Annotated in this window: 11 protein-coding genes and 1 tRNA gene; 6 read left to right on the top strand and 6 right to left on the bottom strand. The window is 55.1% G+C overall.

Annotation, left to right across the window (positions count from 1 at the left end):
* Positions 1 to 208: 208 nt before the first annotated feature.
* Positions 209 to 1,621, bottom strand: a complete 1,413-nt coding sequence (locus tag V9K67_RS04730) for a glycoside hydrolase family 88/105 protein (protein WP_336720449.1) — start codon at positions 1,619 to 1,621, stop codon at positions 209 to 211.
* A gap of 579 nt (positions 1,622 to 2,200) precedes the next feature.
* On the opposite strand from V9K67_RS04730, the gene V9K67_RS04725 reads away from it, so the two are divergent.
* The 5 genes from V9K67_RS04725 to V9K67_RS04705 all read left to right on the top strand — a co-directional run bounded on the left by V9K67_RS04725 (position 2,201) and on the right by V9K67_RS04705 (position 9,604).
* Positions 2,201 to 2,271, top strand: a tRNA-OTHER gene (locus tag V9K67_RS04725).
* A 114-nt stretch (positions 2,272 to 2,385) separates the two neighbouring features.
* Positions 2,386 to 5,391 (top strand): SusC/RagA family TonB-linked outer membrane protein, encoded by a 3,006-nt coding sequence (locus V9K67_RS04720; protein WP_336720448.1) that lies wholly within the window; start codon positions 2,386 to 2,388, stop codon positions 5,389 to 5,391.
* A gap of 29 nt (positions 5,392 to 5,420) precedes the next feature.
* Positions 5,421 to 6,941, top strand: coding sequence for a RagB/SusD family nutrient uptake outer membrane protein (locus V9K67_RS04715; RefSeq protein WP_336720447.1), 1,521 nt, complete (start codon positions 5,421 to 5,423; stop codon positions 6,939 to 6,941).
* Between the two features lie 43 nt (positions 6,942 to 6,984).
* The gene (locus tag V9K67_RS04710) at positions 6,985 to 9,300 is read left to right on the top strand and encodes an arylsulfatase (protein WP_336720445.1); all 2,316 of its coding nucleotides are present in this window, start codon (positions 6,985 to 6,987) and stop codon (positions 9,298 to 9,300) included.
* Between the two features lie 181 nt (positions 9,301 to 9,481).
* Positions 9,482 to 9,604 carry a hypothetical protein gene (locus V9K67_RS04705; protein ID WP_336720444.1) on the top strand — a complete coding sequence of 41 codons (123 nt, stop codon included), beginning with the start codon at positions 9,482 to 9,484 and terminating at the stop codon, positions 9,602 to 9,604.
* 34 nt (positions 9,605 to 9,638) lie between these two features.
* Here V9K67_RS04705 and V9K67_RS04700 read toward each other — a convergent pair whose 3' ends face one another.
* Positions 9,639 to 10,544, bottom strand: coding sequence for a DMT family transporter (locus tag V9K67_RS04700; RefSeq protein WP_336720443.1), 906 nt, complete (start codon positions 10,542 to 10,544; stop codon positions 9,639 to 9,641).
* An 87-nt stretch (positions 10,545 to 10,631) separates the two neighbouring features.
* Here V9K67_RS04700 and V9K67_RS04695 point away from each other — a divergent pair, with 87 nt between their 5' ends.
* The gene (locus tag V9K67_RS04695) at positions 10,632 to 12,074 is read left to right on the top strand and encodes an aminotransferase-like domain-containing protein (protein ID WP_336720442.1); all 1,443 of its coding nucleotides are present in this window, start codon (positions 10,632 to 10,634) and stop codon (positions 12,072 to 12,074) included.
* A gap of 14 nt (positions 12,075 to 12,088) precedes the next feature.
* Here V9K67_RS04695 and V9K67_RS04690 read toward each other — a convergent pair whose 3' ends face one another.
* From V9K67_RS04690 to V9K67_RS04675, 4 genes are all read right to left on the bottom strand, one after another.
* A complete protein-coding gene (locus tag V9K67_RS04690) occupies positions 12,089 to 12,823 on the bottom strand; it encodes an SDR family NAD(P)-dependent oxidoreductase (RefSeq protein WP_336720441.1) in 735 nt (244 codons plus the stop codon).
* A 62-nt stretch (positions 12,824 to 12,885) separates the two neighbouring features.
* Complete coding sequence (locus tag V9K67_RS04685) at positions 12,886 to 13,980, bottom strand: NAD(P)-dependent alcohol dehydrogenase (protein ID WP_336720439.1); 1,095 nt, start codon at positions 13,978 to 13,980, stop codon at positions 12,886 to 12,888.
* 179 nt (positions 13,981 to 14,159) lie between these two features.
* Positions 14,160 to 14,549 (bottom strand): YkvA family protein, encoded by a 390-nt coding sequence (locus V9K67_RS04680; RefSeq protein WP_336720438.1) that lies wholly within the window; start codon positions 14,547 to 14,549, stop codon positions 14,160 to 14,162.
* 168 nt (positions 14,550 to 14,717) lie between these two features.
* Entirely contained in the window at positions 14,718 to 15,635 is a 918-nt protein-coding gene (locus tag V9K67_RS04675) for a helix-turn-helix domain-containing protein (RefSeq protein WP_336720437.1), read from the bottom strand.
* Positions 15,636 to 15,687: the final 52 nt, after the last annotated feature.

Here is a 15,687-nt window from a genome sequence, read left to right as displayed (position 1 = left end):
AGCTGTAAAAGGCCTGGGTATGCCCCGGGCCTTTTGCTATTTGGAAGCAAATGTTTTTCCTCGATTGCTGAATGTCCTTCGGTACCTGAAGGACATTATCTGAAATGAACCTATTCTTCCTTCTATAAGGCACTTAATTTAACCGCACCTCTACATTAAAAAAGCCACTCCCTGTGGAATGGCTTTTTTAATGTAGAGGTGCTTTTATTTAGCGCGCCTGTTTGTATTGTTCATACTCAACAGAGGCCATGATAAAGGTGCCGATCGCTTTTCCTTCGTTCTGTACCACGGTGACATCCGGTCCGCACAAATAGTAGTTGATGGTGCCGGAACGTGCCGGGTTGGAGGCGGGCCCCAGGCCGGCGGAGGCGCAGGTCTGGATAATGTCCACCCCAGCCGGCTGTTGGCGGATAAAGGTTTTCAGCAGCCCCTGGTAGGCTTTTTCCGCCGTGGCGCCGTAAGTGCCCTTGTCCAGCAATCCCAGCCGGATGCCCTTGAAGTAGGCATAGGTAAAGATGGAGGAGCAGGAAGCCTCGAGGTAGTTCGCAGCGGTGCCCACGTTATAGGTTTTGCCGTTGATCAGGTCGCCCTTGCCGTCGCCTTTGGTAGAGGCATCAAATTCCAGCAGCTGGTACCACACGCCCGACTCTTTATCCTGCCACCGCTTCAGGCCGGCGGCCACCTGCTGGTAGATGCCGAGCAGGGCGGCAAAGTCGGGATGGTCTTTGGGCATCACTTCCAGCACATCTGCCAGGGCGGCAAAATACCAGCCCATGCCGCGGCCCCAGAAGTTCTTGCTGCAACCCAGGAACGGCTCGCTTTTATTGGCCCAGAAAGAGTTCGGGTCGTTGGGCGTGGCCGACCAGGCATGGTAGTTCAATTGCTTGGCGGCATCGTAGGTATGCTCGTGCAGGATCTTGAACTGGTGGGCGATATCCGTCCAGCTGTCGCGGTTGTCGGCGGCATTGGCCCCCCCGAAGGCCGATTGCCAGAGGGCATAAACGGGAGCGCCCATGTACAGGCCGTCGAGCCACATCTGCGCGGGGTAGGAGGCTTTGTGGTAAAAGCCGCCGGCACCCGGCAGCCCTTCCCTGATGCGGGAGTGATCGAACTTCAATTTGTTACGGATAAGGGTAGCCGCAGTTTTATATTTTTCGGCATCCTTGCTGTTGCCTTTGCGGGTTTCTTCGTTGTACAGGGTGAAGAAGATCCTGCCGGCGGCGAGGTCGTCGATGTTGCTGGGACCCAGGGCCGATTCACCTTTGGAGTCGATGATCCTGGAGCCGTCGGCAGTGATGTTGCGGTCGGCAAAGGCTTTTACCGCGGCATAGTATTCGGTTTTCGACGGGTACTGCTCCCATGCCTTCAGCACGGACAGGGCCACCAGCCCGGAAACATAATCCCAGCCGGTGGCGGCCAGTTGCGCATGGAGTACCCGGTTGGTATAAAAGTCTTTCAGGCCGTGGGATTCCACCATCTGTTGCGACCATTGGGTGCCGGGGGCAGCGGCGGCCTTGTTCTTTGCGGTAAAGCAGCCGGTGGCCGCCAGGACGGTTGCCGCTACCAGGCCGGCGCCGGCAAGGCGTTTGACCAGTTTTCGTGTTCCTGCATTTTTATTCATGTGTATCAAGCTTGTTTTCTTTGTTTTTCCGGAAGGAGCAGGCGTGCTGTTTTCCTGCGCCTGCAAAAGTAGGGATGTCTGTCCATCCGCACGGATAAGGGCTTTGAAGAAAGCGTTGCGCTCCTGTTTTTTTGGCCGGCCCTGGAAAAGATGGGGTTAAAACTTGTTTATTTGACAGGAATGCTGTTAACTTTGTCTACCAATTAGGTAGACTTATGGCTGCCGATGATTTTGAAGGGTACTGTTAACCGCCAGCACTACTCAAAACGATAACCTTTAAAGCGTACAGCAATGTATCTCAGTGAACCCTGTTACCTGTCTTCCGTGGCGGTGGACTTCTCATTCCGTACTTCCGGCAATTACTACTGTCCCCGATTTTAAGCGTATACTATTTCCCGGGCAACGTGGGGAGAGAGCTTGGCTGCTCATCCTCCCGCGTATCCATCCCTTATTGTTTCTTCTGAAGCATGGCCGGCCTGCATAGGGTCGGCGGTTGATCCTCATGCCTGTTGCCGGCCATGATTCGGAGGAAATCGTATGAAGGTCGATCTAACGTCAAGGCATAGGTGCTAATATTTAAGCCACGTGGCTGAGCGGGAAAGCAGGGATCTGTGACTCCTGTTACGAAGGTTCGAATCCTTCCGTGGCGTCGATTTGGCAAGATATAGTTTAATAGGCCTCCTGTTTCCACAGGGGGCTTTTTCCAAGGCACTACCCGGGTGGCGCTGATCCTTCAATTATTTTACAAACAACCAATTTATAGTATGAAACGATCTTTACTCATCTGGGTATGGATAGCCTTGTTTTTACCTTTGCTGGCCGGCGCCCAAGCGCAGGATCCGCCGATCATTAATTCCTACCTGAATGGTACCATAACCGATGCAAAAACCAAGGAGGCGCTGGCGGGTGTTTCGGTGCAGATAAAAGGCACCACCCATGGCGCGGTTACCGACGGGCAGGGCAGGTTTAAGTTCGTTACGGGACAAAAGTTCCCGTACACGCTTTTCATTACCTCCCAGGGATTTGAAAGTATAGAGGTGGTAGCCAACGGCAGCCCCCTGGAAATTACCTTACAACAAAGTACCAAAGAGCTGGGAGAAGTGGTGGTCACCGGCTATGGCACCCAGCGGAAAAGCGACCTTACCGGCTCGGTTGCCACCATTCCGGCAGCAGCCAAAAACCTGCCGGTATCTTCGGTGGACCGGCTGATCCAGGGGGCCATCCCCGGGGCGCAGGTAACCCAGTCGAGCGGGCAGCCCGGCGGGGGCGTTTCCATCCGTGTACGCGGCGGCACCTCCATCAATGCGGGGAACGAACCCCTTTATGTGATTGATGGTTTCCCTATTTATAACGGCGATGGTTCCGTGGATGCCGGTGTTACCAACGGCCCGGGCATCAACCCGCTTTCGGGCCTGAACCCTTCGGATATCGAGTCCATCGACGTGTTGAAAGATGCCTCCGCCACGGCCATTTATGGCTCGAGGGGCGCCAACGGGGTAGTGATCATCACCACCAAACGCGGGGGCAAGAACCGCTTTTCCATCGATTATAACGGCTATTACGGCACGCAAAGCGCTGTCAAAAAGATCGACCTGCTGAATGCCAGGCAATGGGGCGAATTGAAAAATGACGCCCTGAACGATGCGGGCAAACCCGCCTTTTATACCCAGGCCGAGCTCGACCAGCTGGGCGAAGGAACGGACTGGCAGGATGCGGCCTTCCGCAAGGCTTCCCTTCAAAGTCATGGCCTTTCCATCGCCTCCGGCAATGAAAAAACCAGGCTCCTGTTTTCCGGCAATTACTTTAAACAGGACGGGATCATTATCAATACCGGCTTTAAGCGGTACGCGGGAAAGTTGAACCTGGAGAACGAGGTGACTTCCAAATTTAAGATCGGGGCCTATTTAAATGGAAGCCTGACCCAGGCGGATGTGGCCCCCAGCGGCATCGTGCCCAACATCCTCGGCATGGTTCCCGTGGTGCCGGTACGGGATGCAACGGGTAAGTTTACCGCCAATAGCAGTTTCGGCTCCACCGTGGCCAACCCCATCGCCACGCTGGCCCTGCAGACGAATGCCACCAACACGACGAGGTTTTTATTGAACAGCTTTGGTGAGTATAAGATCACAAACGGCTTAACGGCCAAGGTGTCGTTGGGAACGGATATTATCAACAACAAGCAAAACAGGTATTTGCCGTCCACGCTTTACGAGAGCCTGCCCGGCGGGAATGCCGCCATTGGTTCGATCGCTTCGCTGAACTGGCTGAATGAAAATACCTTAAACTACAAAAAGACGATTGGCACCAAACATAACCTCGACATCCTGGCCGGCAATACGCAGCAAAAGTCCCGCAAGGAAGTGTATATCGCCAGTGCCTCCAATTTTGTCAGCGATGGGTTTGCGTACAACAACCTGGGTTCGGGCACCGCACTCATAGCACCTTCCTCGTCCAGTACCGACTGGGCGCTGCAGTCCTTCCTGGCCCGCGTAAATTATGGCTACGATAACCGCTACCTCCTGACCTTTACCGTCCGGGCCGATGGCTCCTCCCGATTTGGTGAAAACAATAAATGGGGCACCTTCCCTTCGGCCGCTTTCTCCTGGAAAGCTTCGAATGAGCCTTTTTTGCAAAACATCCGGCAGATCAGCTCCCTGAAGCTGCGGGCCAGCGCCGGGGTGACCGGCAACCAGGAGATCGATCCCTACCGGTCGCTGTCCCGGCTTTCGAGCTACCTGTACACTTTTGGCAATAACCTGGTGAACGGCCTGGCCACCAGCAGCTTTGCCAACCCCGACCTGACCTGGGAAAAAACCAGCCAGTTCAACCTCGGTATCGATTTGGATTTATTCGCCGACCGGGTACAGCTTACCTCGGATGTGTACTACAAGAAAACCTCCGACCTGTTGCTGGAAGTTCCCGTACCTTTTTCCTCCAGCCTGACCAGCGCCTTTCAGAACCTGGGCGTGGTGAAAAATAAGGGGGTGGAATTCGGCGTGAAGACGGTCAACCTGAAGGGCGGGTTGGACTGGACGACCCACTTTATCTTTTCCGCCAACCGCAACAAGATCACCTCCTTAGGCGGCGCCCCTTACTTCTTTGTCACCGACCCGGCCAGCCCGACCACCCTGCCCACGCAGATCATCAAAGTAGGGGAGTCGGTGGGCGCCTTTTACATGTATGAAGCGGATGGCGTGGACCCTGCGACCGGCCTTCAGAAGTACAAGGACCTGAACAAGGATGGGCTGATCACACAGGACGCCGACCGCAAGATCGTGGGCAGCTCGCAGCCGAAGTTTTTGGCCAGCATCACCAATACGTTCCGTTATAAAAATTTCGACCTGTCGGTTTTCCTGAATGCTTCTTACGGCAATAAGATCTTTAACTGGACCCGGGCGAACCTGGAACTGGGCACCGGTTATACCGGGGCGGTGGCCACCTTGTTGAACCGCTGGACCCCAACGAATACCCACACCGATGTGCATAAAGCCATCGAAAACCCCGCGGTAACCATAAGCGACCGCTTTGTGGAAGACGGCTCTTTCTTACGGCTGAAGAACCTGTCCCTGGGCTATACACTGCCCAAAAACACCCTTTTTAAAGGGGCCCGCATCTATGTTTCCGGCGCCAACCTGCTGCTGTGGACGAAGTATACGGGCTATGATCCGGAAGTGAATACCAACGGACAGAACTCCATCAGTTCCGGCATGGACCGCGGCGCGTATCCCACCGCCAAATCGGTGATGGCCGGTATCAGCCTGACCTTATAATTCCTGACAACTAAAAATATTTTTTGATAATGAAGCCTGGATATTTCCTGATCGCGGCCGCCCTGGGTGCCTTGTCCTCCTGCATGAAGCTCACCGAGAAGCCCACCTCTTTCCTGTCGCCCGACCAGTTCTATAAAACCGCCAATGATGCCGTTTCCGCGGTCAATGCCATCTATTATCCCATGGTGGACAACAGCACCGGCGCCCAGCCCATTTACAACCGGCTGTTTTATACCGGCCTGGATTTTCTGACCGATGATATGGATGCCGGACCCGGCTCGCCCAACGGCGAGGTGCGGGCCCTGGCGAAGTTGACGCATGCCTCCACCAACCTGAGGATCCAGCAAATATGGACGGAGCACTACGAAGGCATCAACAAAGCCAACATTGCCCTGGAGCGGATCCCCGCCATCGCCATGGACGAAAAGCTGAAAAGCCGCTTGCTGGGCGAGGCGACGTTCCTGCGCGCTTTTTACTATTTCAACCTCGTTCGGCTTTACGGTGCCGTGCCCTTACTCTTGACGGACCAGACCAAGCTTTCCGTCGAAGAGCTGCAGGTGCCCCGGACGCCGGTGGAGGAGGTGTATGCACAGATCATCAAAGACCTGCAGCAGGCGGCCGTCCTTTTTAGAAGCGGTTCGGCCGGTGAGCCGGGACGTGCCACCGAAGGGGCTGCCAAATCGCTGCTGTCCAAGGTATACCTGACCAAAAGGGATTGGGCCAATTCCGTAAAACTGGCGGAAGAGGTCATTGACGGTCCGTATGGCTATGCGCTGCTGGACGACTATGCGCAGGTGTTCCTGCCGGCCTATAAAAACGGGAAGGAGCATATTTTCTCCGCGCAGATCAAAGGCAGCACCATCAGCACCGGGCACCTGGTTACCTCCAGCGATATCCGTTCCGGCGTGCCGGGATTAAAAGGATCTTATGGCAACCAGGTGGCTTTCTATACCGTAGGAACGGATAAATTCTTCAGCGTGTACAAGCTGTTTACGGAAAAGGATAAACGCAAAAGAGTCTCCTTCGTCACCTACTATACCAGCCCTACGGACGGCAAGCGGTACGCGACGGTGAATGCGCCCGGGGATTCCGTGCCCTTCATCAACAAGAACTGGGATCCCAACTATGCCACTACCGGCCAGTCGGATGCCAATGCGAATATTCTGCGCTTTGCCGAGGTGCTGCTGATCCATGCGGAAGCCGAAAATGAATTAAACGGTCCCACCACCAAGGCGTATACCTCCCTCAACAGGATCCGGAAAAGGGCCGGCCTGGACGACCTGACGCCGGGACTGAGTAAAGACCAGTTCCGCGACTCGGTTTACCTGGACCGCCGCCTTGAGCTGGTGGCGGAATACCACCGGTTCTTCGACCTGATCCGCCAGACCGGCACGGAAGTGACCGGCGTAGGGCCCGAAAACAAAGGCATCCTGATCAAAAACCTGAAGTTGGTCGGAAAAACCAATGTGGCGCCGCGGCATTACCTGTACGCCATTCCGCAGGGCGAGATCGACCGGAACCCGAAGCTGACGCAAAACCCGGGCTGGTAAGTGGAAAAGAGTTTTGAAACAAAATTTATACACGAAGATTACTATGAGCAAAATCCATTTAAAAACAGGAGCCCTGCTGCTGTGCGCATCCTCCCTGTTCATGACTGCCTCCGGCCAGCAGCCGGGCCAATGGTCGTCCGAGGACGGCTTTAAAGGAAGGATCGGCCGGACCGTGGCCGAATCGCAGGAATACCATCCCGAAAAGAAGAAAGCCCCGGCCGGGGCGCCCAACGTCATTGTGTTCCTGATCGATGATGCCGGTTATGGCACCTCCAGCGCGTTTGGCGGACTGATGCAGACACCGGTCCTGGACAGCCTGGCCAATAACGGCCTTCGCTATACCAATTTCCACTCGACAGGTGTTTGTTCGCCTACCCGGGCGGCCCTGCTCACGGGCCGCAACCACCATTCGGTGCATATGGGAACGCTGAACTACAGCTCCAGCGGTTTCCCCGGCTACGACGCCATCATGCCGGGCGACAAGGCCACCATCGCCGAAGTGCTGCACGAAAACCATTACAGCACCTTTGCCGTAGGTAAATACCACGTGGCGCCGCTGGAGGAGATCACCGCCAACGGCCCGTTCGACCGGTGGGCCGTGGGCCGCGGCTTCGACCATTTTTATGGCTTCCAGCTGGGCCATACCGACCAGTACCATCCCAATTTGTACGAGGATACGAAGGTGATCGACATCGAGCCGAATAAAAAGCACCTGACCACCTTGCTGGCCGAAAAGGCCATCAGCTATATCGGTAACCAGAAGTCCATCGACCCCGAAAAGCCGTTTTTCCTCTATTTCGCTACCGGCGCCATCCACTCGCCCCACCAGGTGGATAAAAAATGGAGCGACCTGTACAAAGGCAAGTTTGACCAGGGCTGGGACTGGTACCGCGAAGAGGTATTTGCCCGCCAGAAACGACTGGGCGTCATTCCGGCCAATGCCGTGTTGCCGGACCGCGACCCCACGGTAAAAGCCTGGGATAGCCTGACGCCCGAGCAGAAGAAGGTGTATGCCCGCTTCATGGAGGTGTATGCCGGTTTCCTGACCCATGCCGATTACGAGTTTGGCCGTATCCTGGATTACCTGAAAGAGATCGGGCAGTCGGAAAATACCGTGGTGCTCGTGAGCATCGGCGACAACGGCTCCAGCCACAGTCCCCGCAACGGCAGCCTGAATGGCTATATCAGCAGCCTGGACGAAGAAAAGCAGGTGGCGGAACTGTATAAAAACATCGATAAACTCGGTACCGAGCATTCCTTCCAGGATGCACCTTCGGGCTGGACCCAGGCCACCAATACACCTTTCCGTTTATGGAAAGCCGATCCCAACAGCGAAGGCGGCACCCACCAGCCCCTCATTGTCCATTTTCCCAATGGCGGTTTGCATAAAGGCGGCATCCGCAATCAGTACGGCCACGTCATTGACATTGCCCCCACCATTTACGAGCTGACCGGGGCCAAGGTGCCTGCCGTTATTAAAGGGTATGCCCAAAAGCCCATTGAAGGGACGAGCCTGGTGTATTCCTTAAAAAATGCGGAGGCCCCCAACCGCCACAATGTGCAGTATTACGAACTGTTCGGCAAGCGGGCGATCGTGAAGGATGGCTGGAAAGCTTCCGTCTTTCACCAGTCCGGGACCGACTTTTCCAAAGACGTCTGGGAGCTGTATAACCTGAATGAAGACTTTAATGAACGCATCAACCTGGCGGCCAAATTCCCGGATAAGGTAAAGGAGTTGCAGGCCGTGTTTGATGCGGAAGCCATCAAGCACAATGTGTATCCCTTAAATGACAATGCCCTGGGCCACAGCGCCGGCGGCAGGGAACGCAGCCCCTTCGGCCTGAAGAAAAAGGTGGTGTTGTATCCCGGCATCGACCAGTTCCTTACCTACAGCGGACCGCAGTTCCAGAACGATCCTTTCAGCATCACGGCGGATGTGGAGCTGAAATCCAGGGCGGAGCAGGGCGTGCTGTTTGCCACCGGTTCCGAGTTCGAAGGCTTAAGTTTATTCATCAAAGGCGGCAAATTCGTGGTGGCGCATAACACCGGCAGTGTTGTGAAGCACCTGGTATCGGATATTCCCGTGCCGGTAGGTAAATCGAAGCTCCGGTTCGATTTCAATTTCGAGGCGCCCGCCAAAGGCAAATTCGACCGGAATGCGCCTGCCGGGACCGAGGTCCTTTACATCAATGACCGGAAAGTGGCGGAACGCAGCATTACGGCCGCCGAAGGCCGGATCGCCGTTTACAAGGACGGCATCGACGTGGGAGCCGACCGCAATTCGCCGGTATCCGACCGCTACACCGTTCCCTTTGCCTTCACCGGAAAGTTGAATAACGTTACCGTTGAATATAAATAGTAGGTGGACTTCCATCCTTAAAACAAAAGCCCCCCGCTTATTTGAAAGCGGGGGGCTTTTGTTTTAAGGATCTTCTTAGCCGGCGGCTAAAGGTTTTTCCCTGATGTTTTCCGAAAAGCCCCGCAAGCGGACCGCGGAATGGGAGCGGAGCTCATTTTTGTCTTTTCAAAAAACACCAGCCATGAGCGTCGAAGAAGATCCGGATATCCGCCGGATAAAGCGGCAGAAAGTAAAGTTGATCCTCATTAATATCATTGGGTTACTGGTCTTGATGATCCTTGTTTACCTCATCAATAAAACCTGAGCTTTTCCGATGATGCTCCTGCAGGGGTTGAAGATCACTGGCCGGAAGTGGTTTTCAGCCGGAAGCCCGTATTGACCAGGTACACCCCAAACAGGATCACCACCGTGGCCACTACCGTATAGAGGGTGATCTGCTCGTTCAGGATCAGGAAGCCCAGGACCACCGCCACCAGCGGGTTCACATAGGCATACACGGTCACCAGTCCGACCGGCAATTTGGATAAGGCATACAGGTAGGCTGCAAAGGCCGCTACCGAACCGATCACCACCAGGTAGATCCAGGCGAACAGCGTGCTGGCCGATACCGGCGGCAGCGCCGTGTTCTTTTCAAACAGCAGGCTCAGGATCAATATGCCCGCACCGCCGGTAAACAGCTGCACGGAAGCATTCAGGAAGGGGTCGGTGCCTTTCCGGTTTTTTTGCGTGTATATGGTGCCTGCCGCCCAGGAGATGCAGGAGATGATGGTGATGATCATGCCGGCCAGGTATTGCCGGTTTTGCAGGGCCGCCAGCTGGTTGCGGAAGATCAGTACGATCCCTGCCAGGCCCAGAAAGGTGCCCACGCCTATCTGCCAGTTCAGGCGGTCTTTGCGGTCGAGGACCAGGTTGATCAGGATGACGTAGAGCGGGATCATGGAGCAGATCAGCGCCGCCAGCCCGCTGGGGATGTACTGGACCGCCCAGCCGATGATGCCGTTGCCGAACGTGATCATGCAGAGGCCGGGGACCAGCTGCTGCCCGAACAGGCTCCAGCTCCAGGCGGGCTTTTTACCCGACAGCCACAGGAATGCCGCCAGCAGCAGGCCCGCCATGGTCTGGCGCATGCCCATAAACAAAAACGGGGGGAAGTCTTTTACGCCTACCCGGACGGCCAGGTAGGTGGTGCCCCAGACAACACAAATAAAAGCCAGCGCAAGGTAAGCTTTCCATTTTTCCTTCATATGCTTCGATTAAGCAACCAAAGGTCCGTCCATTTTTCATGAGAAAACAGATGCACATTTTGTATTTTTGGCCATAACAGATTTAGGATGAAATGGACGACCCCGCCCCAGGAAGAGGAGTTTTTATACGTGCAGCTGGCCGAAAAGCTGCAGAAAAATATTATGGACGGCGTGCTCAAGACCGGTGAAAAGCTCCTGTCCGTGCGGGCCTTGAGCCGGGAGCAGGGCGTCAGCCTGTCCACGGCGTTCAATGCCTACACGCAGCTGGAGACCAAGGGCCTGATCGAGGCCCGGCCGAAGTCGGGCTATTATGTTTCCTACCGCAAACGGCTGGCGGGCCCGTCCGCGGCCATTGACCGGAAGCTGCCCGAAGAGGCCAGTGTCGATGACATGATTGCCCTGGTGTACCGGGACATCAATACCGAGGGGCTGATCCGGTTGTCGATCGCCGTCCCGGCCATCGAACTGTTGCCGGTGGCCAAGCTCAGTAAAACGATGGCGGAAGCGATAAGGCAAAGCCCGGACAGCTGCATGGGCTATGAGCACAGCCAGGGGAACCTCCGCCTGCGCCAGCAGATCGCCCGCTATGCGTTCAACTGGGGCGGGAACATTACGGAGCAGGAGGTGGTGACCACCCAGGGCTGCATGGAAGCACTGGTATTTTGCCTCAAAGCCGTCTCGGAGCCGGGAGATACCATCGCCATTGAAACGCCTACCTATTTCGGGATCTTCAGCGTCATGAAAAGCCTGGGATTGAAGGTGCTGGAGATACCGGTACATCCCGAAGAGGGGCTGGACCTGGACTACCTGGCCGGGGCCCTCGGGCGGGTGCCGGTAAAGGCCTGCCTGTTTGTGACCAATTTCACCAATCCTTTGGGCTGTGAGATGCCCGACGAAAAGAAAAAGCAACTGGTGGAGCTGCTGGCCGCCAGAGAGATCCCCCTCATTGAAGATGATATTTACGGCGAACTGTTTTTTGGCAAAAAGCGGCCCCGGACCTGTAAAAGCTTTGACCGCAAGGGCCTGGTGCTGCTGTGTTCTTCCGTCTCCAAGTCGCTGGCGCCCGGCTACCGGGTGGGCTGGTGCCTTCCCGGGAAATTTGTGGAGAAGGTAAAGCAGATCAAACTGATGCATATCGTTTCTTCCGCCACGCCCAACCAGGCGGCGGTGGGGCTGTTCTTCGAGACCGGTCGCTTCGACCTGCACCTGCGCAACCTGCGTAAGGCGTTGTACACCCAGAGCCTGCTGTACATAAAAGCCATCATGGATTATTTTCCAGCCTCCACCAAGGTCAGCCAGCCCAAAGGCGGCTGCGTGTTGTGGGTAGAACTGGATCAGCGGATCGATGCCTATGCGCTGTTCAAGTCGGGGTTAAAATACAACATCAGCATTTCGCCGGGTCATATCTTCAGCACGGATGCCCGCTTTACCAATTGCATCCGCATTTGTTTCGGCACCCCGCTCAATAAAGACATCGGGCATGCGCTAAAAATCCTGGGCAGGATCGCCGGCGATATGATCCGGAAGTAAATGGGAGGATGCCTTTATTCCGGAAAGGAAATACCGGTGATCTCTTCGCACCGGTGCAGAAACCGCTCCTGCAGGGAAACGTCATCCGCCCCGGGGTTCGAGCGCCGTTCTTTTTGATGGAAAAAATACCGGCCGCTTACCTGCGCCCGCTCCTCGTTGCTGACGGCCAGCCACACCTGCGTCTCGTATCCTTTTTGCAGGTCGTCCGGTGCGCCGCGGCCGCCCATCCGGGTAGGCACCCAGCCCGGGTCCACGGCATTGGATAAAACCTGCGGCCATCTACGTGCTGCTGCCTTGCACAGCAGCAGCACGTGCAGCTTGGAATCGGAATACGTGATGCGACCGGTATCCTTGTAGAAGTGTTCCAGGTGCGCACGTCCCTGCAAATGCATGCCCGAACTCAGGTAGATCAACCGCTTCGGCCGTTGCACCAGGCAGGTAAGGATATAAGGAGCCAGGGTATTGACGGCAAAAACTTCCGGTGCGGAAACCTGGTACACCCCTGCATTATGGATCACCGCGTCAAAGGGCCCCAGGCTATTTATTGCATGGGCCAGGCGGATCGTTTCCAGGATACTGGAAAGATCGCCGGTGACTACGGATTCGGCTCCCGGGTTTTTCTGTAAGGCCTCCCGTCCGCGTTGGGCATTGCGGGCATGCACGACCACTTTATGGCCCTGTGCGATCAGTGCTTTTGCCGCCAATTGCCCGAGTCCGTCAGCGGACCCTGTAATCACTATTCTTGCCATTTCACTGCCTCCCGGATGATTCCTGATTTGCCCTGTTTTCCTTTCCTGCCCGGATGCCGGTGCTATTTTTTCAAAGACGCCATATCAATGACGAAACGGTATTTGACATCTCCTTTCAGCATGCGCTCATAGGCTTCATTGATCTGCTGGATGTCGATCATTTCTATATCGGAAACGATATTGTGCTGGCCGCAGAAGTCCAGCATTTCCTGGGTTTCGGCGATGCCCCCGATCATGGACCCTGCAAGGTTTCTGCGGTAGGGGATCAGGCTGAAGGCGGCTACCAGGAGCGGCTGTTCGGGTGCGCCCACCAGGGCCAGGGAGCCGTCTACCCGCAACTGGTTTAAGTACGCATTGATGTCGTGCTCTGCCGCAACGGCATCCACGATAAAGTGCAGCTTGCCGGCATATTTGGCCATTTGCGCTTCATCTTTGGAGAGCACTACGTCGTCGGCGCCCAGGCGTTTGGCGTCTTCCACCTTCGAAGGCGAGGTGGTAAAGACAATCACCTCTGCGCCCATGGCTTTGGCGATCTTAACCGCCATGTGTCCCAGGCCGCCCAGGCCTACAACGCCCACTTTCTGGCCGGGGCCAACCTTCCAGTGCTTCAGCGGCGAATAGGTGGTGATGCCGGCGCATAAGAGGGGAGCGGTGGCCGCCAGGTCCAGGTTTTCGGGCACCCGCAGCACAAAGGACTCATCCACCACGATGCTTTCGGAATACCCGCCATAGGTGGCCGTGCCCAGGAATTTATCCGGCGAGTTGTAGGTTTGAACATTGCCCTGTTCGCAGTATTGTTCCAAACCTTCTTTGCAATACTGGCAATCCCGGCAGCTGTCGACCAGGCAACCTACGGCGGCTAAATCACCTTCTTTGAATTTGCTGACATGGCTGCCCACGCGAACGATCCGGCCCACGATTTCATGGCCGGGTACGCAGGGGTAGGTGGTAAAATGCCATTCGTTCCGGGCCGTGTGCAGGTCCGAATGGCAAACGCCGCAATACAATATTTCTATTTCTACGTCATGGGGGGTAGGGGTTCTGCGCTGGATGTTCAGCGCTTGCAGCGCTGCGTCTGCTGCCTCGGTACCAAATGCCTTAACTTCTTTTGTTTTAGGGATCGTGGCTCCTTCTGCTGTTGTTACTACTTTTTCCATAATAATCCTTTATTTATTTCCGGAAGGGGAACAATAATTATACTGTTTTTTAAACGGGTATAGCGTACTTTATGTGCTGCAAAAGTAAACGCCAGCTTTTTTTCCGGGGTAATGATTCTCAAACCAAAAATTAAGAAAATCAAACTTCCGCTGCAGGATTCGGGCCGTTGCCGGAACGGCTATTTCCAAAAATGCCGGGCCTGTTCAAAGACGAGGTAGATCACCGTAAGCCACATCAGGATAATGAGGATGCCCACTATCCAATTGTTCTTTTGATACTGCCGGGGAGCGTTTTTCAGGCGTTCCCTTGCCTCGATAACTACTATTTCAGGGATCAGCCGTAGGGACAGCACGATCAGCGCCGGTACGATGACCAGGTCGTCCAGTAAGCCCAGCACCGGGATAAAATCCGGAATCAGATCAATGGGGCTGAACAAATAACCGATGGTGATCCCGATCAGTATTTTGGCGGCCAGGGGTGTTCGCTTGTCCTGGTAGGCAATCAGTAACACCTGTGCTTCCGATTTCAGCTGCCTTGCCCTTTGTTTCAGGTTTGCCAGTAATTTCATCGCCTTATTTTAGGGGTCATCCAGCAACTCCTTGCAAGGGTACGGCGATTCTGGATGCCGTGCGTACCAGGTTCCTCGCTGTGCGCCGGATCGATCTTCCCTTGTACGGTAGCCATAGTTATTGATTTGTAGTTGGTGACCGTAAATTTTGCGCCAAAAGATCCAGGCTCATGGGTGCGGTCGTTGCGGTACGGTGTATTCATCCAGCGTATGCACCGATTGGTTGAGTCTCCGGTACTGGCCGGGGGTAAGGCTGGTGACTTTTTTAAAAATCCGGGAAAAGTAGGGCTGGTGCTCAAAGCCGGTTTCGGCGGCTATTTCCGAATCCGACAAATTGGTGGTGGTGATGAGGTATTGTGCCCTTTCGATGCGCTTTTCATGGATGTAGGTGAGCGGCCGCTCGCCGGTATGTTCCAAAAATACCCGCGAAAAATAGTCCGGGTGCTGGTTGGCCCTGGCCGCAAGGTGCGCCACCGTCAGGTCCTGGTCCAGGTGCAGTTGAATATAGCTCATGGCCTCCACGATTTTGGAGGGAACGGCCAGTTCGTCTTTCCGTTTGAACTGGGGCGAAGCCAGGAAGCGGGAGAGGAGCTGCATCAGGATGCCCGCGGTTTCCATACTGGTCGCGTCGCTTTGCTGGAGGTTCAGTTCCTTGTAGCTTTTATAAAAGTCGTTCTTCTCATAAACTTTCGGGTTGTCGGAGCGGTTGATGCCCCTGCCCGGGTTGATCTGGTACAGCCGCCGGACATTGGCGATATCCAGTTCCTTTGCCGGCACTTTCATGGGGGTCCGGTTGTTCTGAAACAGGGAAATCCCGTCCGGGGATTCTTCAAAAAAGTGCAGGAAATACTGGCTCAGGTAGTCCGGGCAACTGAGGTTGCAAAGGGTAAAGCTGGGAACGATATATAGATAGGGGGCTTCCAGCTTCAGCGTTTCCTTTGCGTGGGAAAGGAAGCCTTCCCCTTCATCAATAAAGTAAATGCGGAAGTACGGGCTGATCACATTGGTATAATTCCATTTGCGGTTCAGCTTTACATGATCCACATGCAGTAAGGAAAAGGAATGTTTGAGCAGCCGTTGGTTCATGCCGGAATTTGTTCCCGCAATTTAGGGTGAAAGGTCGGATTTGTATAAAGCA

It is taken from the genome of Huijunlia imazamoxiresistens (assembly GCF_037132455.1).
Taxonomy (GTDB): Bacteria; Bacteroidota; Bacteroidia; order Chitinophagales; family Chitinophagaceae; genus Flavisolibacter; species Flavisolibacter imazamoxiresistens.
The sequence above is the reverse complement of the archived record's forward strand: the minus strand, read 5'-3'. Positions and strand labels throughout refer to the sequence as shown.